This window comes from Pseudomonas sp. R4-34-07 (genome assembly GCF_003852375.1).
Classification (GTDB): Bacteria; Pseudomonadota; Gammaproteobacteria; order Pseudomonadales; family Pseudomonadaceae; genus Aquipseudomonas.
The window spans coordinates 5,335,732-5,361,057 of record NZ_CP027760.1 but is presented as its reverse complement, the minus strand read 5'-3'; the positions used below and the strand labels follow the sequence as shown (position 1 = coordinate 5,361,057).

The 25,326-nt window shown below is 60.2% G+C and carries 22 protein-coding genes; 6 read left to right on the top strand and 16 right to left on the bottom strand.

Annotated features, from left to right (window positions below; translation table 11 throughout):
- Window positions 1–121 precede the first annotated feature (121 nt).
- From rpoD to rpsU, 3 genes are all read right to left on the bottom strand, one after another.
- On the bottom strand, window positions 122–1,972 hold the full coding sequence (gene rpoD / locus C4J85_RS24750) for an RNA polymerase sigma factor RpoD (RefSeq protein WP_124364661.1): 1,851 nt from the start codon (window positions 1,970–1,972) through the stop codon (window positions 122–124).
- Window positions 1,973–2,039: 67 nt separating this feature from the next.
- A complete protein-coding gene (dnaG, locus tag C4J85_RS24745; RefSeq protein WP_124364660.1) occupies window positions 2,040–4,010 on the bottom strand; it encodes a DNA primase in 1,971 nt (656 codons plus the stop codon).
- 440 nt (window positions 4,011–4,450) lie between these two features.
- The gene (gene rpsU / locus C4J85_RS24740; RefSeq protein ID WP_002551877.1) at window positions 4,451–4,666 is read right to left on the bottom strand and encodes a 30S ribosomal protein S21; all 216 of its coding nucleotides are present in this window, start codon (window positions 4,664–4,666) and stop codon (window positions 4,451–4,453) included.
- Between the two features lie 202 nt (window positions 4,667–4,868).
- Between rpsU and tsaD the strand changes: the two genes are divergently transcribed.
- The gene (tsaD, locus tag C4J85_RS24735; protein WP_124364659.1) at window positions 4,869–5,894 is read left to right on the top strand and encodes a tRNA (adenosine(37)-N6)-threonylcarbamoyltransferase complex transferase subunit TsaD; all 1,026 of its coding nucleotides are present in this window, start codon (window positions 4,869–4,871) and stop codon (window positions 5,892–5,894) included.
- Window positions 5,895–5,913: 19 nt separating this feature from the next.
- Here tsaD and plsY read toward each other — a convergent pair whose 3' ends face one another.
- Window positions 5,914–6,483: a glycerol-3-phosphate 1-O-acyltransferase PlsY gene (gene plsY, locus C4J85_RS24730; RefSeq protein WP_124368565.1), complete on the bottom strand. Its 570-nt coding sequence runs from the start codon at window positions 6,481–6,483 to the stop codon at window positions 5,914–5,916.
- A gap of 74 nt (window positions 6,484–6,557) precedes the next feature.
- Here plsY and folB point away from each other — a divergent pair, with 74 nt between their 5' ends.
- Together folB and folK are read left to right on the top strand one after the other, a co-directional pair.
- On the top strand, window positions 6,558–6,911 hold the full coding sequence (gene folB, locus C4J85_RS24725) for a dihydroneopterin aldolase (RefSeq protein WP_124368564.1): 354 nt from the start codon (window positions 6,558–6,560) through the stop codon (window positions 6,909–6,911).
- A complete protein-coding gene (gene folK, locus C4J85_RS24720; protein WP_124410919.1) occupies window positions 6,902–7,420 on the top strand; it encodes a 2-amino-4-hydroxy-6-hydroxymethyldihydropteridine diphosphokinase in 519 nt (172 codons plus the stop codon). Before folB ends, folK begins: the two co-directional genes overlap by 10 nt.
- Window positions 7,421–7,491: 71 nt before the next feature.
- Here the strand turns inward: folK and C4J85_RS24715 are convergent, their stop codons facing one another.
- The 11 genes from C4J85_RS24715 to C4J85_RS24665 form a co-directional block, all read right to left on the bottom strand.
- Entirely contained in the window at window positions 7,492–8,724 is a 1,233-nt protein-coding gene (locus C4J85_RS24715) for a multifunctional CCA addition/repair protein (protein WP_124410918.1), read from the bottom strand.
- Window positions 8,725–8,787: 63 nt separating this feature from the next.
- Window positions 8,788–10,353 carry a SpoVR family protein gene (locus tag C4J85_RS24710; RefSeq protein ID WP_124364655.1) on the bottom strand — a complete coding sequence of 522 codons (1,566 nt, stop codon included), beginning with the start codon at window positions 10,351–10,353 and terminating at the stop codon, window positions 8,788–8,790.
- Entirely contained in the window at window positions 10,350–11,621 is a 1,272-nt protein-coding gene (locus C4J85_RS24705) for a YeaH/YhbH family protein (RefSeq protein WP_124410917.1), read from the bottom strand. Before C4J85_RS24705 ends, C4J85_RS24710 begins: the two co-directional genes overlap by 4 nt.
- A 113-nt stretch (window positions 11,622–11,734) precedes the next feature.
- Window positions 11,735–13,657 (bottom strand): PrkA family serine protein kinase, encoded by a 1,923-nt coding sequence (locus C4J85_RS24700; protein ID WP_124368560.1) that lies wholly within the window; start codon window positions 13,655–13,657, stop codon window positions 11,735–11,737.
- 285 nt (window positions 13,658–13,942) lie between these two features.
- Window positions 13,943–14,272 (bottom strand): thiosulfate sulfurtransferase GlpE, encoded by a 330-nt coding sequence (gene glpE / locus C4J85_RS24695; RefSeq protein WP_124410916.1) that lies wholly within the window; start codon window positions 14,270–14,272, stop codon window positions 13,943–13,945.
- A 9-nt stretch (window positions 14,273–14,281) separates the two neighbouring features.
- Window positions 14,282–15,133 carry a symmetrical bis(5'-nucleosyl)-tetraphosphatase gene (locus C4J85_RS24690; protein ID WP_124368559.1) on the bottom strand — a complete coding sequence of 284 codons (852 nt, stop codon included), beginning with the start codon at window positions 15,131–15,133 and terminating at the stop codon, window positions 14,282–14,284.
- Window positions 15,133–15,513 (bottom strand): Co2+/Mg2+ efflux protein ApaG, encoded by a 381-nt coding sequence (gene apaG, locus C4J85_RS24685; RefSeq protein WP_124364650.1) that lies wholly within the window; start codon window positions 15,511–15,513, stop codon window positions 15,133–15,135. Before apaG ends, C4J85_RS24690 begins: the two co-directional genes overlap by 1 nt.
- Before the next feature lie 195 nt (window positions 15,514–15,708).
- Window positions 15,709–16,521 carry a 16S rRNA (adenine(1518)-N(6)/adenine(1519)-N(6))-dimethyltransferase RsmA gene (rsmA, locus tag C4J85_RS24680; RefSeq protein ID WP_124410915.1) on the bottom strand — a complete coding sequence of 271 codons (813 nt, stop codon included), beginning with the start codon at window positions 16,519–16,521 and terminating at the stop codon, window positions 15,709–15,711.
- Window positions 16,518–17,507, bottom strand: a complete 990-nt coding sequence (gene pdxA / locus C4J85_RS24675) for a 4-hydroxythreonine-4-phosphate dehydrogenase PdxA (RefSeq protein WP_124368557.1) — start codon at window positions 17,505–17,507, stop codon at window positions 16,518–16,520. The genes rsmA and pdxA overlap by 4 nt, the downstream gene beginning before the upstream one ends.
- Entirely contained in the window at window positions 17,504–18,838 is a 1,335-nt protein-coding gene (locus tag C4J85_RS24670) for a peptidylprolyl isomerase (protein WP_124365212.1), read from the bottom strand. The genes pdxA and C4J85_RS24670 overlap by 4 nt, the downstream gene beginning before the upstream one ends.
- Window positions 18,819–21,596 (bottom strand): LPS-assembly protein LptD, encoded by a 2,778-nt coding sequence (locus C4J85_RS24665; RefSeq protein WP_124410914.1) that lies wholly within the window; start codon window positions 21,594–21,596, stop codon window positions 18,819–18,821. The genes C4J85_RS24670 and C4J85_RS24665 overlap by 20 nt, the downstream gene beginning before the upstream one ends.
- Window positions 21,597–21,726: 130 nt before the next feature.
- Between C4J85_RS24665 and C4J85_RS24660 the strand changes: the two genes are divergently transcribed.
- From C4J85_RS24660 to C4J85_RS24650, 3 genes are read left to right on the top strand one after another with little or no spacing between them, the layout of a single operon-like run.
- Window positions 21,727–22,752, top strand: coding sequence for an aminoglycoside phosphotransferase family protein (locus tag C4J85_RS24660; protein WP_124410913.1), 1,026 nt, complete (start codon window positions 21,727–21,729; stop codon window positions 22,750–22,752).
- Window positions 22,749–23,423, top strand: a complete 675-nt coding sequence (gene murU / locus C4J85_RS24655; RefSeq protein WP_124364645.1) for an N-acetylmuramate alpha-1-phosphate uridylyltransferase MurU — start codon at window positions 22,749–22,751, stop codon at window positions 23,421–23,423. Before C4J85_RS24660 ends, murU begins: the two co-directional genes overlap by 4 nt.
- Window position 23,424: 1 nt before the next feature.
- Window positions 23,425–24,192, top strand: a complete 768-nt coding sequence (locus tag C4J85_RS24650; RefSeq protein ID WP_124410912.1) for a TerB family tellurite resistance protein — start codon at window positions 23,425–23,427, stop codon at window positions 24,190–24,192.
- A gap of 143 nt (window positions 24,193–24,335) precedes the next feature.
- Here the strand turns inward: C4J85_RS24650 and C4J85_RS24645 are convergent, their stop codons facing one another.
- Entirely contained in the window at window positions 24,336–25,310 is a 975-nt protein-coding gene (locus tag C4J85_RS24645; protein ID WP_124368552.1) for an alpha/beta hydrolase family protein, read from the bottom strand.
- Window positions 25,311–25,326: the final 16 nt, after the last annotated feature.

The following is a 25,326-nucleotide window of genomic DNA, read 5'->3' as shown; positions in this document are numbered from 1 at the left end:
ATGGCACGGGGAATTTCTCGAGTGTAGACGGGCATTGCGGGGGAGGGGGGTTGCGGGGCAGTTATCTGTGGAAGTAATTGTTAGAAAGCAAAACCCCCGGCCTGGGCCGGGGGTTCTGGTATCACTCGTCGAGGAAGGAGCGCAGATGCTCGCTTCGCGTCGGGTGGCGCAACTTGCGCAACGCCTTGGCTTCGATCTGACGGATCCGCTCGCGGGTCACGTCAAACTGCTTACCGACTTCCTCAAGGGTGTGGTCGGTATTCATGTCGATGCCGAAACGCATGCGCAGTACCTTGGCTTCACGGGCAGTGAGGCCGGAGAGTACGTCGCGAGTCGCTTCCTTAAGGCTCTCAACGGTGGCGACATCGATTGGCGACTGCATGGTCGAGTCTTCGATGAAGTCACCCAGATGGGAGTCTTCGTCATCACCGATCGGGGTTTCCATGGAGATCGGTTCTTTAGCGATCTTCAATACCTTGCGGATTTTGTCCTCAGGCATTTCCATGCGTTCGCCCAGCTCTTCCGGGGTCGGTTCGCGACCCATTTCCTGCAACATCTGCCGGGAAATACGGTTGAGCTTGTTGATGGTCTCGATCATGTGCACCGGAATACGGATGGTGCGGGCCTGGTCGGCGATCGAGCGAGTGATCGCCTGACGGATCCACCAGGTGGCATAAGTCGAGAACTTGTAGCCGCGACGGTATTCGAACTTGTCCACTGCCTTCATCAAGCCGATGTTGCCTTCCTGGATCAGGTCGAGGAATTGCAGGCCACGGTTGGTGTACTTCTTGGCGATGGAGATCACCAGACGCAAGTTGGCTTCAACCATCTCTTTCTTCGCGCGGCGGGCCTTGGCCTCACCGATCGACATGCGACGGTTGATGTCCTTGATCTCGGCAATCGTCAGGCCGGTTTCAGCCTCCAGTGCGCTCAGTTTCTGCTGGCAACGGAGGATGTCCGGCTGCAAGCGACCAATGGCTTCGGCGTATTTCGCCTTGCCTTTGGCCAGGGCGTCGCTCCAGCTTTCGTCAACTTCGTGGCCTGGGAACTGGCGCAGGAAGTCGGTACGCGGCATGCGCGCATCACGGACACAGAGCTGCATGATCGCACGCTCTTGTGCACGCAGACGCTCAAGGGCGCTACGAACCCGTTCAACCAGGCCTTCGAATTGCTTCGGTACCAGCTTGATCGGCATGAACAGCTCAGCCAGGGCCAGCAGCTCGGCAATGGCCTGCTTGTTGGCACGACCATGCTTCTTCAGGGCCTTGCGGGTGATTTCCATTTGATCGGAAACCGCACCGAAACGCTGGGCGGCGATGACTGGGTCTGGACCGCTTTCGACTTCTTCTTCGTCGTCGGTGCTGGCTTCAGCCTCGTCTTCGTCGGCGTCGTCGTCCGCTTTCGGCGCCTTCGGATCGACAGGCGGCGGTATTTCGGCGGCAGGCGGCGCAATGCCGTCGTCCGGGTCGATATAACCGCTGAGGACGTCAGACAGGCGGCCGCCTTCGGTAGTGACGCGAGTGTACTCGGAGAGAATGTGGTCAACCGTGCCAGGGAAGTGCGCGATTGCGCCCATCACTTCACGGATGCCCTCTTCGATACGCTTGGCGATTTCGATTTCGCCTTCGCGTGTCAGCAACTCGACGGTACCCATTTCACGCATATACATGCGCACAGGGTCAGTCGTGCGACCGATGTCGGTCTCCACCGCGGCCAACGCGGCAGCGGCTTCTTCAGCGGCTGCCTCGTCGGTATCGGCGTCGGCCAACATAAGGGCGTCCGCATCCGGAGCACTCTCGTGTACGGGGATCCCCATGTCATTAATCATGCGGATGATGTCTTCCACCTGCTCTGGATCTGAAATATCCTCAGGCAGGTGGTCGTTGACCTCTGCGTAAGTCAGATACTTCTGCTCACGACCAAGGGTGATCAACTCTTTGATACGAGACTGCTGTTGCGCTTTTCCGGACATAACACCCTATCCACTGAAGGTCTTGGCGGGCAAAAAACAAGCCGAGGATTATACCCGAGCTATGACCTCACACGCCAGCTGAGGTCGGGTTTGATGTGCAAACGTTCTGTTTTAAGAGGTCGCGCATCTGTTTTGCTATCTGAATCTGCTCTTCAGCCGACAATCCCGGCTGTCTTGCTCTCTTGATGAGCTCATCGAGGGTCTGTGTATGTTGACCCGCGGATAACCTGTTAATGGTGTCTAAAAACTGTTGTTCAAGGTTATCGCCGTCAATTAGCCACTCCTTTTCCGCGAGTGCCTTCAACAGGCGGCCCTGTTCCGTGCCATGCCAGCGAGCCATCAGCTGAATTGAGTTTAGCTTAGGATTTTTCTGCACGGCCTCGATCAGGGCGATAAGCACCTGAGCGTAGGTGTTGCTCTCGTTGGCAAAATGATCGGCGCTTTCTACCTTGCCCGCCAATTGCGGGTGGTGGATAAGCGTGCGCAACGCAATCAGCGTCGGCGCCTCTACGGCAACCGGCGTGCGCGGGGCATAGGCCTCATCGCGATCGCCGCGCTTGCCATTCTTGCTCCAGGGCTTCTTGTCCCACTTCTTGCCGCCGGCCCCGGGCTTCTTCGGCGTCCACTCCTGCTGGGGCGTAAACGCCTCCTGCGGTTGGTGGAAGTCGGCATAGTCCGGCATGGCGTCGTAATCCATGCCTGGGTCGTAGGCGGGCGGCGCATGCTGAGGAGCGCTGTGCACCAGCTGGCTCACGGCTTCGCCGCTCAATCCGGTGATTTCCAGCAGGCGCTGGCGCATCAGGGTGCGCAAGTTGGCACCTGGGACTTTGTCGATCAACGGGGCTGCGAGGGTGGCCATATGGGCCTTGCCTTCAAGCGAGCGCGGGTCGGCCTCTTCGGTCAACTGCTGGAAAAAATAGTCCGCCAGCGGTTGTGCATGTTGATTGATACGCGCCCGGAACGCATCGGTGCCTTCGGAGCGCACCAGGGTGTCCGGGTCTTCACCTTCGGGCAGGAACAAAAAGCGTGCACGGCGCCCGTCCTGCAGGCTCGACAGCGTGGCCTCGAGCGCGCGCCAGGCGGCATTGCGGCCGGCCTGGTCGCCGTCGAAACAGAACAGCACGCTGGGCACGACACGGAACAGGCGCTTCATGTGTTCTTCGCTGGTGGCGGTGCCGAGGGTCGCCACCGCATTGCGCAGGCCCTGCTGAGCCAGGGCGATGACGTCCATATAGCCTTCAACCACGATGATCTCGTCGAGGTTGCGGTTGTTCTTGCGCGCTTCGAACAGGCCGTAGAGTTCCTGGCCTTTATGGAACACCGGGGTTTCCGGGGAGTTCAGGTACTTGGGCTTGTCGTCCCCCAGCACTCGACCGCCGAACGCGATGATGCGGCCGCGGCTGTCGCGGATCGGAAACATCACGCGGTCACGGAAGCGGTCATAGCGTTTGCCAGTCTCGGCGTTTTCAATCAGCAGGCCGGCGTCAATCATGGCTTTTTGCTGGAGCGTATCGCTGCTCAGGTGCTTGTACAGGTTGTCCCAGCCGGGCGGGGCAAAACCGAGGCCGAAGTCCCGGGCGATTTCCCCGGTGAGGCCCCGGCCCTTGAGGTAATCGACAGCGGCTTTGCGCTGCGGATGGCTTTTAAGCGCCTGCCGATAGAAATCGGCAGCGGCGGTCAGCAGCGGATACAGCGGCGAGTCGGTGGGTTGTCGCGGTTTGTGCGCGCGGCCACTTTCTTCGCGGGGGATTTCCATGCCGGCGGCTTTCGCCAGGTCCTCGACGGCCTGGGGGAAATCCAGATTGTCGTGGTCCATCAGGAAGCCGAGGGCGTTGCCGCCGGCGCCGCAACCGAAGCAGTAATAGAACTGCTTGTCCGGGCTGACACTGAACGACGGGGTTTTTTCTTTATGGAACGGGCAGCAGGCGGTGTAGTTCTTGCCGGCTTTTTTCAGTTGCACGCGTGAGCTGACAACATCGACGATGTCGGTGCGGTTCAGAAGGTCGTCAATAAAGCTCTGGGGAATCAGCCCGGCCATGGCGTTCTCGTCATCACTGCGTGTAAATGAGGGCCCGTGAAATGTTCAAGCGCGCGTTGGGCGCTCGAGCATTATCGTCTGCATGGGGTGTCAGGGAGTGTATCTGCCGAACATTCGCTGACGTTAGTCTCTATCAGTGTCCGACGAATAAAAGTTGCCCGTGAGTCCGGTCTTGACCTGTGAGCGGTCTCGGAAGCTCATCGATGGGCACAGTCGACACAGTTGATCGCCTGCTTGAAGAATAGGTGTGCTCGTCAGTAGCCTTGTTAGGCTCGTCAGAAGAGACGTGCACCGCTGGCAAAAGAGCCAGTCCTGACGTGTGAAGCAGTGTCTCGGTCGCGTGTGCGGCGTCGACGATGAAGCATCAAGCGATATCCGCAAATGCCAACAGCCCGGCTGAGGGCCGGGCTTGGCAGAAGCTTGCTACGAACGTCTGTGTATTAGTACAGACGAACGGCGCGGCGCTGTTCGCGCTGAACTTTCTTGGCGTGACGCTTAACAGCGGCTGCTGCCTTACGCTTACGCTCAGAAGTTGGCTTCTCATAAAATTCGCGGCTACGAACTTCAGCCAGAACACCGGCTTTTTCGCAGGAGCGCTTGAAACGACGCAGAGCTACGTCGAAGGGTTCGTTCTCTTTTACTTTGACGGCTGGCATCCAGAGCTACCTTCTTTCATTACCGGGATCAACGTTCTCGTCGCAAACAATTCGCGGCTGAGGTCGTCGGTTTTTAAGGGTTGCGGATGTTAACCCCTCATTGGCAGGAATGCAAAGCCTCTGATCGAAAACCGCTAGTCGGGAGGGGGAGTGGCGACTATTATGCGCGCCTTCGAATTCAGCCTCTACAAGGCGCAAACCCATGCTAGTACTGGGACTTGAAACCTCCTGCGACGAAACCGGTGTCGCACTTTACGACAGTGAACGCGGGCTTTTGGCCGATGCGCTGTTCAGTCAGATCGACCTGCACCGCGCCTATGGCGGCGTGGTGCCGGAGCTTGCCAGCCGTGATCACGTCAAACGCATGCTGCCGTTGATTCGCCAGGTGTTGGATGAGGCCGGCTGCGTGCCGACCGAGATCGACGCGATTGCCTATACCGCAGGCCCGGGATTGGTCGGAGCCCTTCTGGTTGGGGCTTCCTGTGCCCAGGCGTTGGCGTTTGCCTGGGGGATTCCGGCCCTCGGTGTGCACCACATGGAAGGGCATTTGCTGGCACCGATGCTGGAAAAAACACCGCCAGCGTTCCCGTTCGTCGCTTTGTTGGTTTCGGGGGGGCATACGCAACTGGTTCAGGTCGACGGCATCGGCCAATACACGCTGTTGGGCGAGTCGCTGGACGACGCCGCAGGCGAAGCATTCGACAAGACCGCGAAGATGATGGGGCTCAATTACCCCGGTGGTCCGGAAATCGCCCGTCTTGCCGAAAAAGGCGTGGCCGGTCGTTACACCTTCCCACGGCCGATGTGCGATCGCCCGGGGCTGATGTTCAGCTTCAGCGGCTTGAAAACCTCGGCGTTGAATACCTGGCAGCAGAGCGTCAGCGCCGGAGACGACGGCGAGCAAGCCCGTTGCGACATCGCGCTGGCGTTCCAGCAGGCCGTGGTGGAGACTTTGACCATCAAGTGCAAGCGCGCCCTGAAGCAGGCAGGCATGAAGCGCCTGGTGATAGCTGGCGGCGTCAGTGCCAACAAGGCTTTGCGCAGCGCGTTGGAGAAAATGCTCGGTGAGATGAACGGCGACGTGTTCTATGCGCGCCCAGAGTTCTGCACCGACAATGGCGCCATGATCGCCTACGCTGGCTGTCAACGCCTGCAGGCCGGGCAGCATGAGAGCCTGGCGATCAGCGTGCAGGCGCGTTGGCCGATGGAGCAGTTGTCACCGCTGTAAGGGTTAGCCTGGACGCCCGTTAGAAATGCCGTTCGCGCCCGGCAAACAGGTCGCGTAGATTGCCGCGGTGGCGCCAGACGATCAGCAGTGTCACCACGCTCATCGGCAGCAGCGCCGCCGGTGCTTGCCAGGCCAGCAAGGGCAGGGTGAGCGGTGTGGCGATCAGCGCAGCCAGCGAGCTGGTGCGGGTCAGGTAGAACGTCAGCAGCCAGGCGAGCACCGCCAGCAAGGCTGCCGGCGGGTAGATCCCCAGCAGCATGCCGGCCGCCGTGGCGACGCCTTTGCCGCCGCGAAAGCGGAAGTACAGGGGAAACAGATGGCCCAGGACGGCGCATACGCCCACCCAGGCCTGCTGTTGCAGGGTAAGGCCGACGAGGCTGGCGAGCAGTACGGGCAGCAGGCCCTTGCAGATGTCGCCCAGCAGCGTCAGCACGGCGAGTTTCTTGCCGGCCAGGCGCAACATATTGGTGGCGCCGGCATTGCCTGAGCCACTCATTCGCGGATCGGGACTTCCCGTCAGGCGGCTGAGCAAAATGGCAAAGGACAGCGAGCCGAGCAGGTAGGCGAGAATCGCCAGTGACCAAAACATGCTAACTATTCCGGGCGAGGACGCCCTGATTCTAACGGGGCATCGCGCCCTTGTCGTGCTGCGGAGAAGAGTGCTTGGACAGAGTGTTTATCGAAGGCCTGGAAGTCGACACCGTGATCGGAGCCTACGACTGGGAGCGCGGAATCCGTCAATGCCTGCGCCTGGACCTGAGCTTTGCCTGGGATAACCGTCCGGCCGCCGCCGGTGACGACTTGGCCCTGGCACTGGATTATGCCAGCGTGTCCGCGCGTATCCAGGCCTTTGCCGAGCAATCCCACTACCAATTGGTGGAAACCTTCGCCGAACGCCTGGCCGAAGTGTTGATGAGTGAATTCCAGATTCCCTGGCTGCACCTCAAATTGACCAAGCCAGGTGCCGTCCCAGCGGCCAAAGGCGTGGGCGTGGAGATCGAGCGCGGATGTCGCTGACTCAGGTTTACCTTGGCCTGGGCAGTAATATCGAGCGCGAGCTCAATTTACGTGCGGGACTCGATGCGCTGGCGAGCTTTTTGACGGACATGCGCTGTTCGGCGGTGTTCGAAAGCCAGCCGGTGGGTATCAAGAGCGGGCCGTTCTTCAATCTGGTGGTGTCGGCCTGGACCGACCTGTCGTTGATAGAGCTGGACCGTCGGTTGAAATCCATCGAGGCCGACAACGGCCGCTATGCGCCAGATCGTAAGGGGCTGCCCCTGGATATCGACGTGCTGCTGTATGGCGACCTGGTGGGTAATTTCGACGGGTTGATCCTGCCGCGGGCAGAGATCCTGAAAAACGCTTTCGTGTTGTGGCCGCTGTCGATGATGGCACCGGATCGGGTGCATCCTGAAGCGGGCAAGACCATGGCTGCGCTGTGGCGCGATGCGCAGATCGATCAGGTGCTCGCGCCTGTGGCGTTTGAGTGGCGGGGTGAGCAACTCACGCCACTGGCTTTTCTGTAGGGGCCGAGACTGCTCGCGAAACACCGAGGGCGCTGCGTTATCGTTGACGTGCTTCGCGAGCAAGCTCGCTCCTACAGAGGCTTGTGTTGTTCCTTGTAGGCTTTCAGTGCCTTGAGTCGTTCACGCTTCAGCGCCTCGCCCAGCTCCGGGCCTTTGAAGCCTTTTTCCAGCAAGGGCGCCACCGCCACCTCGCGCGCAGCCTTTGCCGCACCCCGCAAATAATCCGCCTGTGGATAACTGCGCTGTTTAAGACCCTTGCGGCCCCGCGCATCCATCTCGCAGGCGACCACGAATTCCTCGAAGCGTTGCGGTCGACGGTAGACGTCAAAACTTTGCAGCAACTCCAATAGCGTCGACGCCTTCAGCTCCAGGGCGCGATGCCCGTGGGTGTGATATTGGCCCACCAGCAGCGCCAGCTCCTGGCAATCCTTTGGCACTTTGAAACGTTCATTAACTGCCTTGATCAGCTTCAAGCCCCGGTGTTCGTGGGCAATGTGCTGCGGCAACTTATCCACAGGCGTCAGCCCTTTGCCCAGGTCATGCAGCAAGCAGGCCCAGCGTACGGTCAGCGGTTGTTTGTGCACAGCAGCCTGTTCCAGCACGCTCAGGGTGTGCACGCCGGTGTCGATCTCGGGATGATGGGCTTCGGGCTGCGGTACGCCAAACAGCGCATCCACTTCCGGCATCAAGGTTTTCAGCGCATGGCAGTCACGCAGCACTTGGATAAACACCTGGGGCTGGTCTTCCATCAACGCCCGGGAAATCTCCTTCCAGCTGCGCTCTGGCGTCAGCGCTTCCAGCTCGCCGGATTCGCTGAGCTGACGCATCAGTGCCAGGGTTTCGGGAGCCACGCTGAATCCGAGGTGCGCATAGCGAGCGGCAAACCGCGCAACCCGCAGCACTCGCAGGGGATCTTCGGCGAACGCGGGCGAAACGTGACGTAAAACACGCGCGTCCAGGTCGCGTTGGCCGTGGTAGGGGTCGGTCAGATTGCCCTCATCATCTTCGGCCATGGCATTGATGGTCAGGTCGCGACGAACCAGGTCTTCTTCCAGCGTGACGTCGGGGCTGGCGTGAAACACGAAGCCGCCGTAGCCCCTGCCACTTTTGCGCTCGGTGCGGGCGAGGGCGTATTCATCGCCGTTTTTCGGGTCCAGGAACACGGGGAAGTCAGCGCCGACCGGCTTGAAACCTTTGGCCTGCATCTCCTCGATGGTGGCGCCAACGACGACGCGATCGATATCGGTGACCTCGATGCCCAGCAGGCGATCACGCACGGCACCGCCGACTTTGTAGATTTTCATGAAAAAGCCTCCATTAGCGGCACAGGATACCGTCTGTGCCGGACCAATGGAGGCTTTGCCGTTTCAGAGATGCACGACGGCCAGGTCCAGGCGGCCGTAGTCGGTGTCGTTATGATCGCTGCGCGGGGGAACATGGTGGGTTTTCACCACCTGGTCGCCCTGCAGGGTTTCCAAGTGGATATCGAAGCCCCACAGCCGGTGCAGGTGCTTGAGCACCTCCTCGGTGGATTCGCCCAAGGGTTTGCGGTCGTGCTGCTGGTGACGCAAGGTCAGCGAGCGGTCACCCCGCACGTCGATGCTGTAGATCTGAACGTTGGGCTCGCGGTTGCCCAGGTTGTATTGCGCCGCCAGGGTCTCGCGGATAGTCCGGTAGCCGGGTTCGTCATGAATAGCGGGCACTACCAGGTCGTCCTTGAGGTCGTCATCCATGATGCTGAACAGCTTGAGGTCGCGAATCACCTGTGGAGACAGGTACTGCAGGATGAAACTCTCGTCCTTGAAACTGCTCATGGCGAACTTGATGGTAGAGAGCCAGTCGCTGCCAGCGATTTCCGGGAACCAGCGACGGTCCTCCTCGGTGGGGTGTTCGCACATGCGCCGGATGTCCCGATACATCGCAAAGCCCAGCGCATAGGGATTGATGCCGTTGTAGTACGGGCTATCGAAACCGGGCTGGAACACCACACTGGTGTGGGAGGTGAGGAATTCCATCATGAACCCGTCGGTGACCAGGCCTTCGTCGTACAGGTCGTTCATCAGCGTGTAGTGCCAGAACGTCGCCCAGCCCTCGTTCATCACCTGGGTCTGGCGCTGGGGATAAAAGTACTGGGCGATCTTGCGCACAATGCGCACGATTTCGCGTTGCCATGGCTCCAGCAGTGGCGCATGTTTTTCCAGAAAATACAGGATGTTTTCCTGAGGTTCGGCGGGGAAGCGTGCATTGTCCTTGTCGCTGTTCTTGCCGGCGCGCTTTGGAATGGTGCGCCACAGATCGTTGATCTGTTTCTGCAAGTGTTCCTCACGTTCCTTCTGGCGCAGGCGTTCTTCTTCGGCCGAAATCGGATAGGGACGTTTGTAACGGTCAACGCCGTAGTTCATCAACGCGTGGCAGGAGTCGAGCAGGTCTTCCACCGCGTCGATGCCGTGGCGCTCCTCGCATTGCATGATGTACTGCTTGGCGAACACCAGGTAATCGATGATCGAACTGGCATCGGTCCAGGTGCGGAACAGGTAGTTGCCCTTGAAAAAGCTGTTATGCCCGTAGCATGCGTGGGCCACCACCAACGCCTGCATGCAGATGGTGTTTTCTTCCATCAGGTAAGCGATGCACGGGTCGGAGTTGATCACGATCTCGTAGGCCAGGCCCATCTGGCCGCGGGTGTAGGACTTTTCGGTGCTGAGAAAGTGTTTGCCGTAGGACCAATGGTGATAACCCAGCGGCATACCGACGGAGGCGTAGGCGTCCATCATCTGTTCGGCGGTGATCACTTCGATCTGATTGGGGTAAGTGTCCAGGGCATAACCCGCCGCGATGCGGCTGATTTCCCGGTCATAGGCCTGGATCAGTTCAAAGGTCCACTCGGACCCGGTGGAAATAGGTTGGCGCTTATGCTCTTTTTTGGCGGTCATGACACTAACCTGCGCTGGAAGAGTTCACGGAAGACCGGATAGATATCGCCGGCCGAGACCAGTTGCTGTTGGGCGAACGTATCGGCAAAGGCTTCGCCGATGCGCTCGTATTCGAACCATAGCGCCTGGTGCTCACGGGGAGTAATTTCGACGTAGGTGTAGTACTGCACGAAAGGCATGATCTGGTTGATCAGGATGTCGCGGCAGATCGGCGAGTCATCGTTCCAGTTGTCCCCGTCGGACGCCTGCGCCGCATAGATGTTCCACTCATTGACCGGGTAGCGCTCGGCCATGATTTCCTGCATCAGCTTCAGCGCGCTGGAGACGATGGTGCCGCCGGTTTCGCGGGAATAGAAGAATTCTTCTTCGTCCACTTCCCGGGCGCTGGTGTGATGGCGGATGAACACCACCTCGATCTTGTCGTAGTTCCGCTTCAGGAACAGGTACAGCAAAATAAAGAAGCGCTTGGCGATATCCTTGGTAGCCTGGGTCATGGAGCCGGACACGTCCATCAGGCAGAACATCACGGCCTTGGAGCTCGGGTTGGGCTGCTTGACCAGCAGGTTGTATTTCAAGTCAAAGGTATCGAGGAACGGCACGCGATGAATGCGCGCGCTGAGCTTCTCGATTTCTGCCTCTATTGCCTGGATATCGCCGAAGTTGTCCGGTTCTTCGCGCCTCAGACGCTCCAGCTCTTCCTTGGCCTGCTTCAGTTTTGCACGGCTGCTCCCCGACAGGGCGATACGCCGGGCGTGGGCTGAGCGCAGGGTGCGGATGATGTTGATACGGGACGGGTTGCCTTCGTTGCTGATACCCGCACGCACGGTTTTGAACGTGTCGGTGCCGGTCAGGTTGCGTTTGACCAGGTTGGGCAGTTCCAGGTCCTCGAACATGAACTCGAGAAATTCTTCCTGGGTGATCTGGAACACGAACTCGTCCATGCCCTCGCCGGAGTTACCGGCCTTGCCCGCGCCCTTGCCCCCACCGCCACCCTGCGGGCGCTGGATGTGGTCACCCGTGGTGAACTCCTTGTTGCCCGGATGCACCACGGTTTGCTTACCGCCCCGGCCATGGTGCAGCACGGGTTCGTCGATGTCCCGTCCGGGAATGCTGATTTGTTCGCCATGTTCCATGTCGGTGATGGAGCGGCGGCTTACGGCCTCTTCAACGGCCTTTTTGATGTGGTCACGGTAACGCCGCAGGAAACGCTGGCGGTTTACCGTGCTCTTGTTCTTGCCATTGAGGCGTCGGTCGATCACATAGCTCATGGGGAGCCCTCCGGGCAGCTTCACGTTACAAGCTTCAAGCCGCGAGCTGGAAGCTTAGGGACAAGCGGTCTACTGCCAGGACGGATGCCTGGCAGTGGCCGCCTGTCGCTGCCTTACTGCGATTTGCGCACCCGCAGGTACCACTCGGAGAGCAGCCGTACCTGTTTGTCGGTGTAGCCGCGCTCGACCATTCGTGTGACGAAGTCGTTGTGTTTTTGCTGGTCCTCCTTGCTCGCCTTGGCGTTGAAGCTGATAACCGGCAGCAGGTCCTCGGTGTTGGAGAACATTTTCTTCTCGATCACCACCCGCAGCTTCTCGTAGCTGAGCCAGGTTGGGTTCTTGCCGTTGTTGTTGGCGCGGGCGCGCAGCACGAAGTTGACGATTTCGTTGCGGAAATCCTTCGGATTGCTGATGCCGGCGGGTTTCTCGATTTTCTCCAGCTCCTCGTTGAGTGCCACGCGGTTGAGGATTTCGCCGGTTTCCGGGTCGCGGTATTCCTGGTCCTGAATCCAGAAGTCGGCGTACAGCACGTAGCGGTCGAAAATGTTCTGGCCGTACTCGCTGTAGGACTCCAGGTAGGCGGTCTGGATTTCCTTGCCGATGAATTCGATGTAGCGCGGCGCCAGGTATTCCTTGAGGAAGCGCAGATAGCGCTCGCGGGTTTCGGCCTGGAATTGTTCCTGTTCGATCTGCTGCTCCAGCACGTACAGCAAATGCACCGGGTTGGCGGCGATCTCGTGAGGGTCGAAGTTGAAGACCTTGGAGAGGATCTTGAACGCGAAGCGCGTCGACAGGCCGTTCATGCCTTCATCGACGCCCGCCGTGTCGCGGTATTCCTGGATCGATTTGGCCTTGGGATCGGTGTCCTTGAGGTTTTCCCCATCGTACACGCGCATTTTCGAGTAGATATTCGAGTTCTCCGGCTCCTTGAGGCGCGACAGCACGGTGAACTGGGCGAGCATCTTCAGGGTGTCGGGTGCGCAATGCGCCTTGGCCAGGGAGCTGTTGAACAGCAGTTTGTCGTAGATCTTGATTTCATCGCTGACCCGCAGGCAGTAAGGCACCTTGACGATGTAGATACGGTCGATGAAGGCTTCGTTGTTCTTGTTGTTGCGGAAGGTGTGCCACTCCGATTCGTTGGAGTGAGCCAGCAGGATCCCGGTGAACGGAATCGCGCCCAGGCCTTCGGTACTGTTGTAGTTACCTTCCTGGGTGGCCGTGAGCAGTGGGTGCAGCACCTTGATCGGCGCCTTGAACATCTCCACGAATTCCATCAGGCCCTGGTTGGCCCGGCACAGTGCGCCCGAGTAGCTGTAGGCATCGGCGTCGTTCTGTGGGAATTCTTCCAGTTTGCGGATATCGACCTTGCCCACCAGTGCGGAGATGTCCTGGTTGTTCTCGTCGCCCGGTTCAGTCTTGGCGACGCCGATCTGGTTGAGGATCGACGGGTAGAGCTTGACCACGCGGAACTGGCTGATATCGCCACCGAATTCGGACAGGCGCTTGGTGGCCCAGGGCGACATGATGGTATTGAGATAGCGCCGAGGGATGCCAAAGTCTTCTTCGAGGATGGCGCCGTCTTCGGTGGCGTTGAACAGGCCCAGGGGCGACTCGAACACCGGCGAGCCCTTGATCGCGTAGAAGGGCACCTTTTCGATCAGTTGCTTGAGTTTTTCGGCCAGGGACGACTTGCCACCGCCGACGGGGCCGAGCAGGTAGAGGATCTGTTTCTTTTCCTCCAGGCCTTGGGCAGCATGGCGGAAGTAGGAGACGATCTGGTCGATGCATTCCTCCATGCCGTGGAAGTCTTCAAAGGCCGGATAGCGGCGGATCACCTTGTTGGAGAATATTCGCGACAGCCGCGAGTTGTTGGCGGTTTCCACCAGTTGCGGCTCGCCGATTGCCAGCAGCAGGCGTTCGGCGGCAGACGCATAGGTACTGCGGTCCTGTTTGCACAGTTCGAGGTACTCTTGAAGCGTGAGTTCCTCCTCCTGTGTGGACGCGAAACGTTGTTGGAAGTGGCTAAAGATACTCATGACGTCGTCACCTCGCTCGATACGTGGAGCCGACGCCGGATCAATCAGTCGATGCTGGCAGTCATTGACGTTCGCCAATAGCTGTTTTCCCCCCAGAACACCCTGAAACGCTACCGATGACCCGCACGCCGGTGTACCGGCTCTCCCCTGATTTGGATGGCCTGCGCTTAAGGATAGTTCGGAATCGGGGAGGTCAAGGCGAGATGCGCAATTAGTTTGGCCGCGCCGTTCGTCAGAAACGGCGCAAGCCCAAGCGTCACGCGGGGTAGCGGGGTGTGAAAAAAATTATTGCGAATCGCCTGAAGATATTTCCGCAGGATAGGTCGCACGCCACAGCTCAAAGCCGCCGTCCAGGCTGTAGACGTCGGAGAAACCCTGGCTGACCAGATAGGCCGCTGCGCTCTGGCTGGAGTTGCCGTGGTAGCACGCAACGATCAGCGGCGCGTCGAGGTCGGCGGAGCGGATGAAGTCGGCGATGTTGACGTTGTCCAGATGCTGGGCGCCGGCAATGTGCGCAGCGGCATACGTAGGCTGGTCACGGATATCGACGACCACAGCGCCTTGTTCGCGCAGGGCTTGGGCTTGTTCGGGGGGAATACGTTTGAATTCTGTCATGGCGGGCTCCTATGGCTTGGCGGCGGCCGTCTGTGTATTGGTTGCGGGGGGTTCACACTGGCAGCTGATGCGCTCGCCGGTGTCGATGTTCATCAGGGTCATGGCACCACCCCACACGCAGCCGGTGTCGAGGGCGAACACGCCAGGTTCTTCGCATTTGCCTTCTAGGGCGGCCCAATGACCGAAGATGATTTTCGTGTCACGAGTTTTGCGTTCCTTGTGCGCAAACCATGGCTTATAGCCAGGCAGCGCGGTATCGGCGCCTTCCTTGCTCTTGAGGTCCAGTCGGCCCTCGGCCGTGCAGAAGCGCATGCGCGTGAAGTAGTTGGTGATCACCCTCAGGCGGGCAACGCCGCTGAGGTCGCTGTCCCACTTCATCGGCTCGTTGCCATACATGCCGTCGAGGTAGGCGGTGTAGAGGTTGTCATCGCCCAGGGCGCTTTCGACTTCGGCTGCGCACTTGAGGGCTTTTTTCAACGTCCATTGCGGTGGGATGCCAGCATGGACCATGGCGATGTTGCGGGCCTCGTCGTAATGCATGAGTTTTTGTCGGCGCACCCATTCCAGCAACTCGGCCCGGTCCGGCGCTTCGAGGATTTCCCGCAGCGTGTCGCCTTTTTTCAGGCGCTCGATGTTGTGGCCGGCCGCGAGCAGGTGCAGGTCATGGTTGCCCAGCACGCACACCAGCGAATCACGCAGGTTATAGAGGTAGCGCAAGGTTTCCAGCGACTGCGGACCACGGTTGACCAGATCGCCGACCAGCCACAGGCGATCGGTTGCCGGGTCGAACGTGACGCGATCGAGCAGGCACTTGAGGGGCTCCAGGCAGCCTTGCAGGTCACCGACCGCATACGTTGCCATCAGTGCAGCGCTCCGGGTACGGCGAGGCGGAACGGCTTGATGATCGCGTCGAACAGCTTGCCGTCGGTCGCTTTCATTTGATAGGTGCCTTGCATGGTGCCGACTTTGGAGGTCATCACCGTGCCGCTGCTGTAGGTATGGCTGGCGCCGATGTCGATCAACGGTTGCTGGCCGACAACACCCGCGCCGCGTACTTCTTCGACCTGACCATCACCGTCGGTGATCACCCAATGGCGCGACAGCAGCTTGGCCGGCACCAGCCCGTTGTTTTTCACCGTGATGGTGTAGGCAAAGGCAAAGCGGTTGTGTTCAGGTTGGGATTGGTCCGCCAGGAAGCGGGTAACGACGCTGACGTCGATCTGGTAGCGAGGATCGGACATGCAAGAGGCCTTAAAAGCAGATGCGCAGGACAGCTGATGCGGGCCAGTCTAGGCCAAGAGGTGGGCACTAGGCCAGATATGTGATCCAAATGTGGGAGGGGGCGTGCTCCCGATAGCGGTGTGTCAGTTGAAGTTTATGCACTGATACTCCCCTATCGGGAGCAAGCCCCCTCCCACATTGGATCGCGTTGAACCTTACCCTTCTGCCGGAGCAGGCTGAATCGCCAGCTGGTCGGCCAGGCGCACGAACGCGGCCAGGTCCAGTTGCTCGGGGCGCAGGCTGCCGTCGACGCCGGCCGCTTCGATTTCGGCGTTGCTCAACAGCGCCTTGAGCGTGTTGCGCAGGGTCTTGCGGCGTTGGTTGAACGCTTCACGCACGACGCGCTCAAGCAATTTGTGGTCCTTGGCCGGGTGCGGCAGCACGGCATGGGGCACCAGGCGCACGATGGCCGAGTCGACCTTCGGCGGCGGGTTGAATGCGCCCGGGCCGACGTTGAACAGATGTTCCACGCGGCAATGGTACTGGACCATGATCGACAGGCGACCCCAATCACCGCCACCCGGCCCGGCGGCCAAGCGCTCCACCACTTCTTTTTGCAGCATGAAGTGCATGTCGCGGATGATCCCGGCGTTGTTCAGCAGGTGGAAAATCAGCGGGGTGGAGATGTTGTATGGCAGGTTACCGACCACACGCAGGCTGCTGGGCGCAGCATTGAGCGTATTGAAGTCGAACTTCAGCGCATCGCCCTGATGCAGATTGAAGTTGGGCTTGTCGGCAAACTGCTGGTTGAGAATCGGGATCAGGTCCTTGTCCAGCTCAACCACGTCCAGTTGGCCGCCGCTGGCCAGCAGGCCCTGGGTCAATGCGCCCTGGCCTGGGCCAATTTCCAGCAGGCGGTCTTCGGGCTTGGCGTGGATGGAGCGCAGGATACGGTCAATTACGCCAGCGTCGTGCAGGAAGTTTTGCCCGAAGCGCTTGCGCGCCCGGTGTTGGTAATGCTCAGTCATATACGGGTCTCGGCCATCTGATAGGCGGTTTCCAGGGCCACGTGCAGGCTGCCGGTATCGATCTTGCCGCTGCCTGCCAGGTCCAGGGCAGTGCCATGGTCGACGGAGGTGCGGATGATCGGCAGGCCCAGTGTCACGTTGACTGCGGCGCCGAAGCCTTTGTATTTCAGCACGGGCAGCCCCTGGTCATGGTACATCGCCAGCACTGCGTCGCAGTGCTCCAGATATTTGGGGGTAAACAGAGTGTCGGCAGGCAATGGGCCACGCAGGTCCATGCCTTCTTGGCGCAGACGCTCTAATGTCGGTTCAATGATGTCGATTTCTTCACGGCCCAAATGCCCGCCTTCACCGGCGTGGGGGTTGAGCCCGCAGACCAGGATACGCGGTTGGGCAATGCCGAATTTGTGTTGCAGGTCGGCGTGCAGGATGCGTGTGACGCGTTCTATGCGCTCGGCGGTGATGGCGTCGGCGATGTCGCGCAGCGGCAGGTGCGTGGTGACCAGCGCGACGCGAAGACCCCGGGTGGCCAGCATCATCACGACTTGTTCGGTGTGTGTGAGTTCAGCCAGGAATTCGGTATGGCCGGAAAAGGCGATACCGGATTCGTTGATCACGCCTTTATGGACGGGCGCGGTGATCATGCCGGCGAAGTCGCCGTCGATGCAGCCTTGGCCGGCGCGGGTCAGGGTTTCCAGCACGAAGGCCGCATTGGCCTTGTCCAGTTGCCCGGCGATGACCTTGGCTTGCAGGGGCGTGTCCCACACATACAGGCTGCCCGCCGACGCCGGCAGGTCGGGCCAGTTGCCCGGTGCGACGCTCAGCAGGTTGACAGCCACACCCAGTTGCGCGGCCCGCTCAAGGAGCAGGTCGCGGCTGGTAATGGCAATCAGGGGGTATGGCTGGGGTTGCGAGGCGAGCAGCAGGCACAGGTCTGGACCAATGCCGGCCGGCTCGCCGGGTGTTACCGCGAAACGCTGGGGTTTCACTGGGTTGCCTGGTCGGTGCCTGTTTGCTCGGCGCCTGGCAGCTTGTTTTCTACGTAGGCTTCGTCACGGATCTGACGCAACCAGGTTTGCAGCTCTTCGTCGTACTTGCGGTTACGCAGTACGGTCAGGGCTTGCTGTTCGCGGGCCTGGTTGGTGTTGTCGGTGGCGCGACGGCCAAGGACTTCCAGCACATGCCAGCCGTATTGGGTCTTGAACGGCTTGGAGAGTACGCCTTGCGGAGTATCGGCCATCACCTGCTGGAACTCGGGCACCAGGGCTTTCGGGTCGATCCAGTTCAGGTCGCCGCCGTTGAGGGCAGAACCCGGGTCTTCCGAAAAGCTCTTGGCCAGGGTGGCGAAGTCTTCACCGCTTTCGATGCGGTCATAGATCTTCTGGGCCAGTTCCTTGGTTTGTGCCTCGGTACGGATTTCGCTTGGTTTGACCAGAATGTGACGAACGTGTACTTCGTCTTTCAGCGAGGTCTCGCCGCCGCGCTTGGCCAGCAGCTTGAGGATGATGAAACCGCCCGGGGTACGTGCCGGTTGGGTAATGTCACCCACGTTCATCGCACTCAGCTCGCGGTCAAACGGCGGTGGTAGTTGAGCGGCTTTACGCCAGCCCATGTCACCACCGTCGAGCGCGTTGTCGCTGCCGGACTGGGCAATCGCCATCTGGGCGAAATCAGCGCCGGCCTTGAGGCGATCATAGATAGCCTGGGTTTTGGCTGCGGCCGCATTGAGCTGCTCGGCATTGGCGCTGTCGGGTGTTGGGATGAGGATATTGGCCAGGTGCAGCTCTTCAGAGAGCTGCATCTTGCCCAGGTCCGAGGCCAGGAAGTTTTTCACTTCCTGCTCCGACACCTGCACCCGTTCGGCTACTCGACGCTGGCGTACACGGCTGATGATCATTTCACGCTTGATCTGGTCACGTGCGTCCTCATAGGACAGGCCATCGTGAGCCAGGGCCGCGCGGAACTGATCGATGCTCATGTTGTTGCGCTGAGCGATGGTGCCGACGGCCTGGTTCAGCTCTTCGTCAGAAATACGGATGCCGGAGCGTTCGCCGATCTGCAGTTGCAGGTTTTCCACGATCAGGCGTTCCAGCACCTGGGGCTCCAGGACGCTGGTCGGCGGCACACCACCGCCACGCTTGGCGATGGTTTGCTGAACTTCCTTGACCCGTTGGTCCAGTTGGCTCTGCATGATCACGTCGTTATCGACGATGGCTGCGACTTTATCCAGCTGTTGCACCGCGGCATGCGCCGAGGCGGCACCCAGGAACAGCGCGCCCAGCACGAGCGGGCGCAAGCACTCAGAAAGCTTTGTCTTCACGTTCACGATAACCTTCAATGCCTTTGTCGAGGAAGCTCTCTACCTTGGCGCCGGTCAGGCCGCCGAGTCCTTTGAGGACGATCTGGAAGAAGAGCCCGTGGTCACCCTTTTCGTTAAGGGGGGCGATCTGGGTATATTCGTCGTTGGAAACCCAATAACGGTTGATGACGCGCAGTTTCCAGCAGCAGTTGTCGTATTCGAAGCCACCAAAGGCTTCCAGGGTACGGTTACGTGCATAGTCATACTGCCAACGGGTGATCAGGTTCCACTGTGGAATGATCGGCCACATCATCGAGAAATCGTGTTGTTGGATTTTGTAGTAATCCTTCACGAAGTTCGGATCGCCTGGTTGGCCGTAGTCACCACCGAACTGCCATTTACCGGTCAGTTGGTTGTAGACCACTTGGTCGTTGCGATAGCGATAGCCGAGGTTGACCACCTTGTTCGGGTTGTCTTCTGGCTGGTAATGGAACATCGCGCTGCCGGAACGTGGGGCGTGGCTTTCGGTGTCCCAGTTGTAGTCGGCGGTGGCGCGCCAATCGCGGTTGAAGCGGAATTCATACTCCAGGGCGATAGGCGAGACATCGGTGCGAGCGTCGTCGCGGTCGGCAGCCAGTACGCCTGGCAGTTGGACTTCACGATCCTTGAAGTACAGCGCTTGGCCAACGGAAACGCGTTGGCGTTCGAAGCCGTTATCCTCAATCCAGCGGCTGGTTACACCCAGGGACAGTTTGTTCTCGTCACCAATCCGGTCGGAGCCGCTGAAGCGGTTGTCGCGAAACAGCGAAGAGTAGCTGAACGAATATTCACTGGTATCGAAGACCGGAATATCGCTCTGGTCCTTGTTCGGTACGTAGAGGTAGTAAGCCCGCGGTTCGAGGGTCTGGTTAAAGTCCTTACCGAACAAATTGGTCTTGCGATCAAAGTACAGGCCGCTGTCTACACTGGCGATAGGTATCGCACGGTCTTGCGAGCTCTTGAAAGTTTCACCAGCAGCGGCCATTTGGCTCTTGCCGGTACCATCAAGATCAAGATCGTATTTGGTATAGACGTACTTCAACTTCGGCGTCACAAAGCCGTAGGACCAGTTCATCGGATAAGAGACGGCTGGTGCTACGTTGAGGCGAGTACCGTTTGCACGGGTCAGGCCGGTGACATTGGTATCGAGACGACGCGACACCAGGCCATTCTCGTCGGTGAAATTACCGTTCTCCAGACTCCGGTCAAAGCGCACGGCTTCAGTTTCATAACTGAAGTCCAGACCGCCCGGATGGAACGGCAGTTGGCCATTGAAAGTAACCTGCGGCAACCGGTCATACGGCGTGATCTGAGAGATCGTCGCCAACTGGTAAGCCTGCATATTCAAGCGAGCCTGATAAGAATCGCCCCGATAAGTCAGGGAACCCTGCTGGTTCAGGAAGTCCTGGCTCTCAACGCCTTCTTCAAAGGACTTCAAGTCCTGGAAGTAGTAAGGATCGCTGATCCGGGTGTAATCCACCTGCGACGTCAGACGCGAATCCAACCCACCCTTATGCTGCCAATTGAGCATATAGCGGGTTTTTTCGTAATCGGTCTGGTTCTTTCGCTCGTCGTTGTCGTCGTTGAGGTACGCCCCACCAAACTGCCCTTCGCTGGACTTGGTGAGGTAGCGGAATTCGCCTTCCATCAACATGCCGCGCTTGGTCATGTATTGCGGGTACAACGTGGCGTCGTAGTTCGGTGCCAGGTTGAAGTAGTACGGCGTCACCAGCGTAAAGCCAGTTTCACTGCCGGTGCTGAAGCTCGGCGGCAGGAAGCCGGACTGACGACGGTCGTCAATCGGGAAATAGATGTAAGGGGTGTACAGGATCGGGATGTTCTTGACCCGCAACGTCGCGTTGGTGGCCGTACCGAAACCGGTGGCCGGGTTCAACGTGATGTTGTTGCCCTTGAGCTGCCAAGCGTTGCTGTCTGGCTCGCAGGTGGTGTATGTACCGTCCTTGAGACGGATGATCGCGTTCTCGGCACGCTTGGCGTACAGCGCGTTACCGCGGATACGCGACTTGTGCATCACGTATTCGGCGTTGTCGATCTGGGCCGCGCCAGTATCGAGCTGGACCTGGGCATGGTCGCCCACGATCAGGGCGCCGTTGTCGCGCAGGCGCACGTTGCCGTTCAGCTCGCCACGGTTCTCGGCCTGATACAGGCTGGCTTCCTCGGATTCCAGCTGCATGCTGCCCTGGCGCATGACGACGTCACCGGCCAGTGTGGCAACCTGCTGTTCCTGCTCGTAACGAGAGGCCTTGGCACCGATGAAGGTCGGCGCATCGCTCTTGTCCGTCTTGTCGTTCATGCCAGGACGAGTCGGCTCGATGTAGGCGCCGCCGCAGTAAGGGCCGGTTTCGGCCAGCTGCGCTGCGGTCAGCTTCTCGCGAGGCACCCAGTCCAGGTGGCTGTAGTCTTTGCTGCGCGAACGCAGCCCACGGCCCTTGGCTTCGGTGACCAGCATGGTCTTGGGCTCGGCGTCGACGCTGCCGCCAGCCTCGCCTTGCGGCGTGCTGTTGGCCGAGCTGACGGCAGAGCCGTCATGCACCGGGCGCGGTGGCAATGGGGCGGCGGCGGTTTTCGGCGCGCAGTCCCAGGCACCCGAAGCAGAGACTGAGCAGTCATACTGTTCCGCGGCGACCACGAATGAGGTGGCGAAGGGTTGCAAGGCCAGCAGACTGCCGGTTACCAGCAACGGAAATTTTCTACGAAACGCGGGGGATTTCAATGCCATCTTATTAGTCCGGGCTTCCTGCGTGCCATCTGCCCGCGGTTTGGGCCGCACGCCTCTCGATGGTCTGAAAAAGATGCGTGATAATAAAGCATGCCCCGCTTGACGGCTAGCGCCGTCGGAGACCCTTGTAATGCCCGAGCACGATCTACGTTTACAACAGCTGGAAGTCTGGCTGGATGAGCAGTTGCCGATCCTCTTCAACGCCCAGGACTGGGGCGCCGTACCCCCGGCCACATTGACTGCGGCCAGCAGCGACGCGAGTTTCAGGCGTTACTTCCGCTGGGAGGGTGGGGCGCATACATTCGTCGTGATGGATGCGCCACCGCCCCAGGAAAACTGCAAACCTTTCGTCGATATCGCGCATTTGCTCGCGAAATCGGGAATTAATGTGCCAAAAATTTATGCGGAAGATTTGCCGCGTGGCTTTCTTTTGCTCAATGACCTGGGCCGAAACACCTACCTGGACGTGATTGACGAACAAAACGCCGATCAATTGTTTGCCGACGCCATCGATGCGTTGCTGGCGCTCCAGCAGTTGCCCATGGACGCGCCGCTGCCCAGCTATGACGTGGCGTTGTTGCGCCGCGAGCTCGAATTGTTTCCTGAATGGTACATACGCCGGCACTTGGGTATCGAGTTGGATGCTCAGCAGCAAGCCCTCTGGCAGCGCGCCAGCGAACAGCTGATCGACAGCGCCCTGGCGCAGCCCAAAGTGCTGGTGCACCGCGACTATATGCCGCGCAACCTGATGATCAGCGAGCCCAGCCCCGGCGTGCTGGATTTCCAGGACGCGGTCTACGGCCCGGTGACCTACGACATTACCTGCCTGTTCAAGGACGCCTTCCTCAGTTGGCCCCAGGCTCGCGTGCGGGAGTGGCAGCGTGGCTATTGGGAGCGCGCCGGGCAGTTGGGGATCCCCGTGCAGGCCGAGTTTGAAGAATTCCTGCGCGCCAGCGACCTGATGGGCGTGCAGCGTCACCTCAAGGTCATCGGTATCTTCTCGCGGATTTGCCACCGTGATGGCAAGCCACGCTACCTGGCGGATGTGCCGCGCTTCTTTGCCTATATAGAAGCGGTGCTCGCCGACCGACCGGAGTTGAGTGACCTCGGCGAGCTGCTCGCCAGCCTGCGCCAACCGGCCGAGGCCTGCGTATGAAAGCGATGATCCTGGCGGCCGGCAAGGGTGAGCGCATGCGCCCGCTGACGCTGCATACGCCCAAGCCGCTGGTGCAGGCGGGCGGCAAGCGGCTGATCGAGTATCACCTTGAAGCGCTGGCCAAGGCCGGCTTCACCGAGATCGTGATCAACCATGCCTGGCTCGGCGAACAGATCGAAAGCTACCTGGGCGACGGTGCCCAGTTCGGCGTGCGCATCCGCTATTCAGCCGAAGGCGAGCCGCTGGAAACCGGCGGCGGGATCTTCAAGGCGTTGCCGTTGCTGGGGGATGCGCCGTTTCTGGTGGTCAACGGTGATATCTGGACCGACTACGACTTCAGCCAGTTGAAGCGACCGCTCCAGGGCCTGGCCCACCTGGTGATGGTCGACAACCCGGCGCATCACCCGTCTGGTGGCGACTTCTACTTGAACGACGGGTTGCTTCATGATGCGGCGCCCGGTGCCGATAACCTGACCTTCAGTGGCATTTCCGTGCTCGACCCCCAGTTGTTCGCGGGCTGCAGTGCGGGTGCCTTCAAGCTGGCGCCGCTGTTGCGGGCGGCGATGGACAAAGGTCTGGTAACGGGTGAACACATGAAGGGACGCTGGGTTGATGTCGGAACGCTTGAGCGTCTGGCGCAGGTCGAAACCTTGCTGACAGCGAGGCCGTAGGATGTTGTGGCCAGGGACGCTGATCGGCGCCGGGGCTGGCTTTGCGATTGCCAGTATTCCGGGGGCTTTGTTGGGTGCATTGTTGGGACAGGCGCTGGACCGGCGCCTGCAGTTGCACAGCTGGGCGCAGTTGCGCGAACGTCTTGGCGGGCGCCCCGCGTTGCGCAACGACGAGTTGTTGTTCGTGCTGCTGGGGCGCCTGGCCAAAAGTAACGGCCGGATCGTGGACGGGCATATCCAGCAGGCGCGCCAGGAAATGCGCGCCCTGGAGATGACCGAGTCGGCCCAGCGCCGAGCCATCCTGGCGTTTAACCGTGGCAAATCCGGCAGCGACCGGGTGCGCAGTTATCTGCGCGTGCTCAAGGCGCAACCCCATGCCGCCGAGGGCGTTTTACGTGCCTGCTGGCGCATGGCCTGGGCGGACGGCCGGGCGGATGATGCCGAGCGCGACCTGATCGAGCTGTGGGGCAAATGGCTGGGCTGGACGCCGCAACAGGTCCGGGCCTTGGCCTCCGATTACACGCCGGCGCGCAAGCCATTGGTCAATCGTAGCGGGGCTTATCAGGACGCGTTGCGGCTTCTGGGGGTGACTGCCACCGCCGAGCCTTCGGTGATCAAGCGGGCCTATCGCCGCCTGCTCAGCCGCCACCACCCAGACAAGATCGCCGGCAGTGGCGCCAGCCCCGCGCAGGTGCGCGAGGCGACCGAGCGAACCCGTGAGCTGCATAACGCCTATACGTTGATTCGCGAGCGGCGCGACTTTCGCTGAGGCGATTGCCCTGACACCGATCCAATGTGGGAGGGGGCTTGCTCCCGATAGCGGTGTATCAGTATCAAATGTACTGACTGACACACTGCTATCGGGAGCAAGCCCCCTCCCACATTGTTTTTTGGCATTGGCGGACACTGTGTTCAGCCTTTGCTGGCCTGCGGGCTCAACCAGCCGCGAACGCGCCGGTACAGCTGTTCCTGCTCGGCGGCGCTGTTGCCGGGCAACGCCTTGAGCTGCACCTGCTTGTAGCCCTCATTTTTGCCGCGTTTGGCCGCTTGGCTACGGGCCAACGCGTTTTTGCCGTCCTGGGCGCCGTCTTGATAGAACACATCCGCCGTAGGCAGTTTCAACGCTGGCGCCAATTGCTGCAGGTCCGGTTGACGCGCGGCGGGTGTCTTTCCGGCCACCATCACCAGCTTCTGCACCTGGGCAGGCTGTTTCTCGCTCAGATAACGCGCGGCCCACCATGCGCCGGTGCCATGACCGAGCAATACCACACTGCGGGCGCCCTGGGTCTGGGCGAACGCGACGGCGGCGTCGATCCGGTCGAAGATGCGTTTGGCATCGGTCTTGTCCTGTTCATCCGCGCCCGGTACCACCGCCGGGTCAGTGCCTTCGGCTTCTGCGCTGGCGGCCTGTTCGACCGGCTTGGCGACCGTGCTGCCGTCTTTGCTGCTGGTGTCGACCGCCGCTTTGGGCGGTTCGATGACGCGTGGCGGCAGGGTGTCCAGATTGACGTCCGGCAATGACAGGCTGAGGGTGCCCCAGGCAGCGTTCGGCAATTTACTACGCAGCGGGCCGATTGCTTGCGGCCAGTCAGCATTTTCGCCGGCGCCTGGCACGATAATCACCACGCCCTGGGGTTCGGCGCTGTTGGCAGGCTTCCACAAGGCCAGGAACGTATCGCTGCCGGCCTGCAATTGTTGTTGTTCCTGTTGTGCGACCTGGCGTTCGAGGGCGCTGGCTTCTGCCTGGCTGCGCTCGACCAAGGGCTGGCGCTCGACGGGTGTTTCGGCGGCGGGCGCTGGCGCGTCGGCGGCCTGAACAGAAAAGGCGCTGGTAAATAGCAGCGACAGGCACAATGCTGGCAGTGCCGAACGGTTTCGAGGTGGCATCGTTAAATCCCGGCCA

Bases quoted from the DNA above. Each gene is read 5' to 3' on its own strand.
- rpoD (WP_124364661.1), bottom strand. From the start codon at position 1,972: ATGTCCGGAAAAGCGCAACAGCAGTCTCGTATCAAAGAGTTGATCACC.
- dnaG (WP_124364660.1), bottom strand. From the start codon at position 4,010: ATGGCCGGGCTGATTCCCCAGAGCTTTATTGACGACCTTCTGAACCGC.
- rpsU (WP_002551877.1), bottom strand. From the start codon at position 4,666: ATGCCAGCCGTCAAAGTAAAAGAGAACGAACCCTTCGACGTAGCTCTG.
- tsaD (WP_124364659.1), top strand. From the start codon at position 4,869: ATGCTAGTACTGGGACTTGAAACCTCCTGCGACGAAACCGGTGTCGCA.
- plsY (WP_124368565.1), bottom strand. From the start codon at position 6,483: ATGTTTTGGTCACTGGCGATTCTCGCCTACCTGCTCGGCTCGCTGTCC.
- folK (WP_124410919.1), top strand. From the start codon at position 6,902: ATGTCGCTGACTCAGGTTTACCTTGGCCTGGGCAGTAATATCGAGCGC.
- C4J85_RS24715 (WP_124410918.1), bottom strand. From the start codon at position 8,724: ATGAAAATCTACAAAGTCGGCGGTGCCGTGCGTGATCGCCTGCTGGGC.
- C4J85_RS24710 (WP_124364655.1), bottom strand. From the start codon at position 10,353: ATGACCGCCAAAAAAGAGCATAAGCGCCAACCTATTTCCACCGGGTCC.
- C4J85_RS24705 (WP_124410917.1), bottom strand. From the start codon at position 11,621: ATGAGCTATGTGATCGACCGACGCCTCAATGGCAAGAACAAGAGCACG.
- C4J85_RS24700 (WP_124368560.1), bottom strand. From the start codon at position 13,657: ATGAGTATCTTTAGCCACTTCCAACAACGTTTCGCGTCCACACAGGAG.
- glpE (WP_124410916.1), bottom strand. From the start codon at position 14,272: ATGACAGAATTCAAACGTATTCCCCCCGAACAAGCCCAAGCCCTGCGC.
- C4J85_RS24690 (WP_124368559.1), bottom strand. From the start codon at position 15,133: ATGGCAACGTATGCGGTCGGTGACCTGCAAGGCTGCCTGGAGCCCCTC.
- apaG (WP_124364650.1), bottom strand. From the start codon at position 15,513: ATGTCCGATCCTCGCTACCAGATCGACGTCAGCGTCGTTACCCGCTTC.
- rsmA (WP_124410915.1), bottom strand. From the start codon at position 16,521: ATGACTGAGCATTACCAACACCGGGCGCGCAAGCGCTTCGGGCAAAAC.
- C4J85_RS24665 (WP_124410914.1), bottom strand. From the start codon at position 21,596: ATGGCATTGAAATCCCCCGCGTTTCGTAGAAAATTTCCGTTGCTGGTA.
- C4J85_RS24660 (WP_124410913.1), top strand. From the start codon at position 21,727: ATGCCCGAGCACGATCTACGTTTACAACAGCTGGAAGTCTGGCTGGAT.
- murU (WP_124364645.1), top strand. From the start codon at position 22,749: ATGAAAGCGATGATCCTGGCGGCCGGCAAGGGTGAGCGCATGCGCCCG.
- C4J85_RS24650 (WP_124410912.1), top strand. From the start codon at position 23,425: ATGTTGTGGCCAGGGACGCTGATCGGCGCCGGGGCTGGCTTTGCGATT.
- C4J85_RS24645 (WP_124368552.1), bottom strand. From the start codon at position 25,310: ATGCCACCTCGAAACCGTTCGGCACTGCCAGCATTGTGCCTGTCGCTG.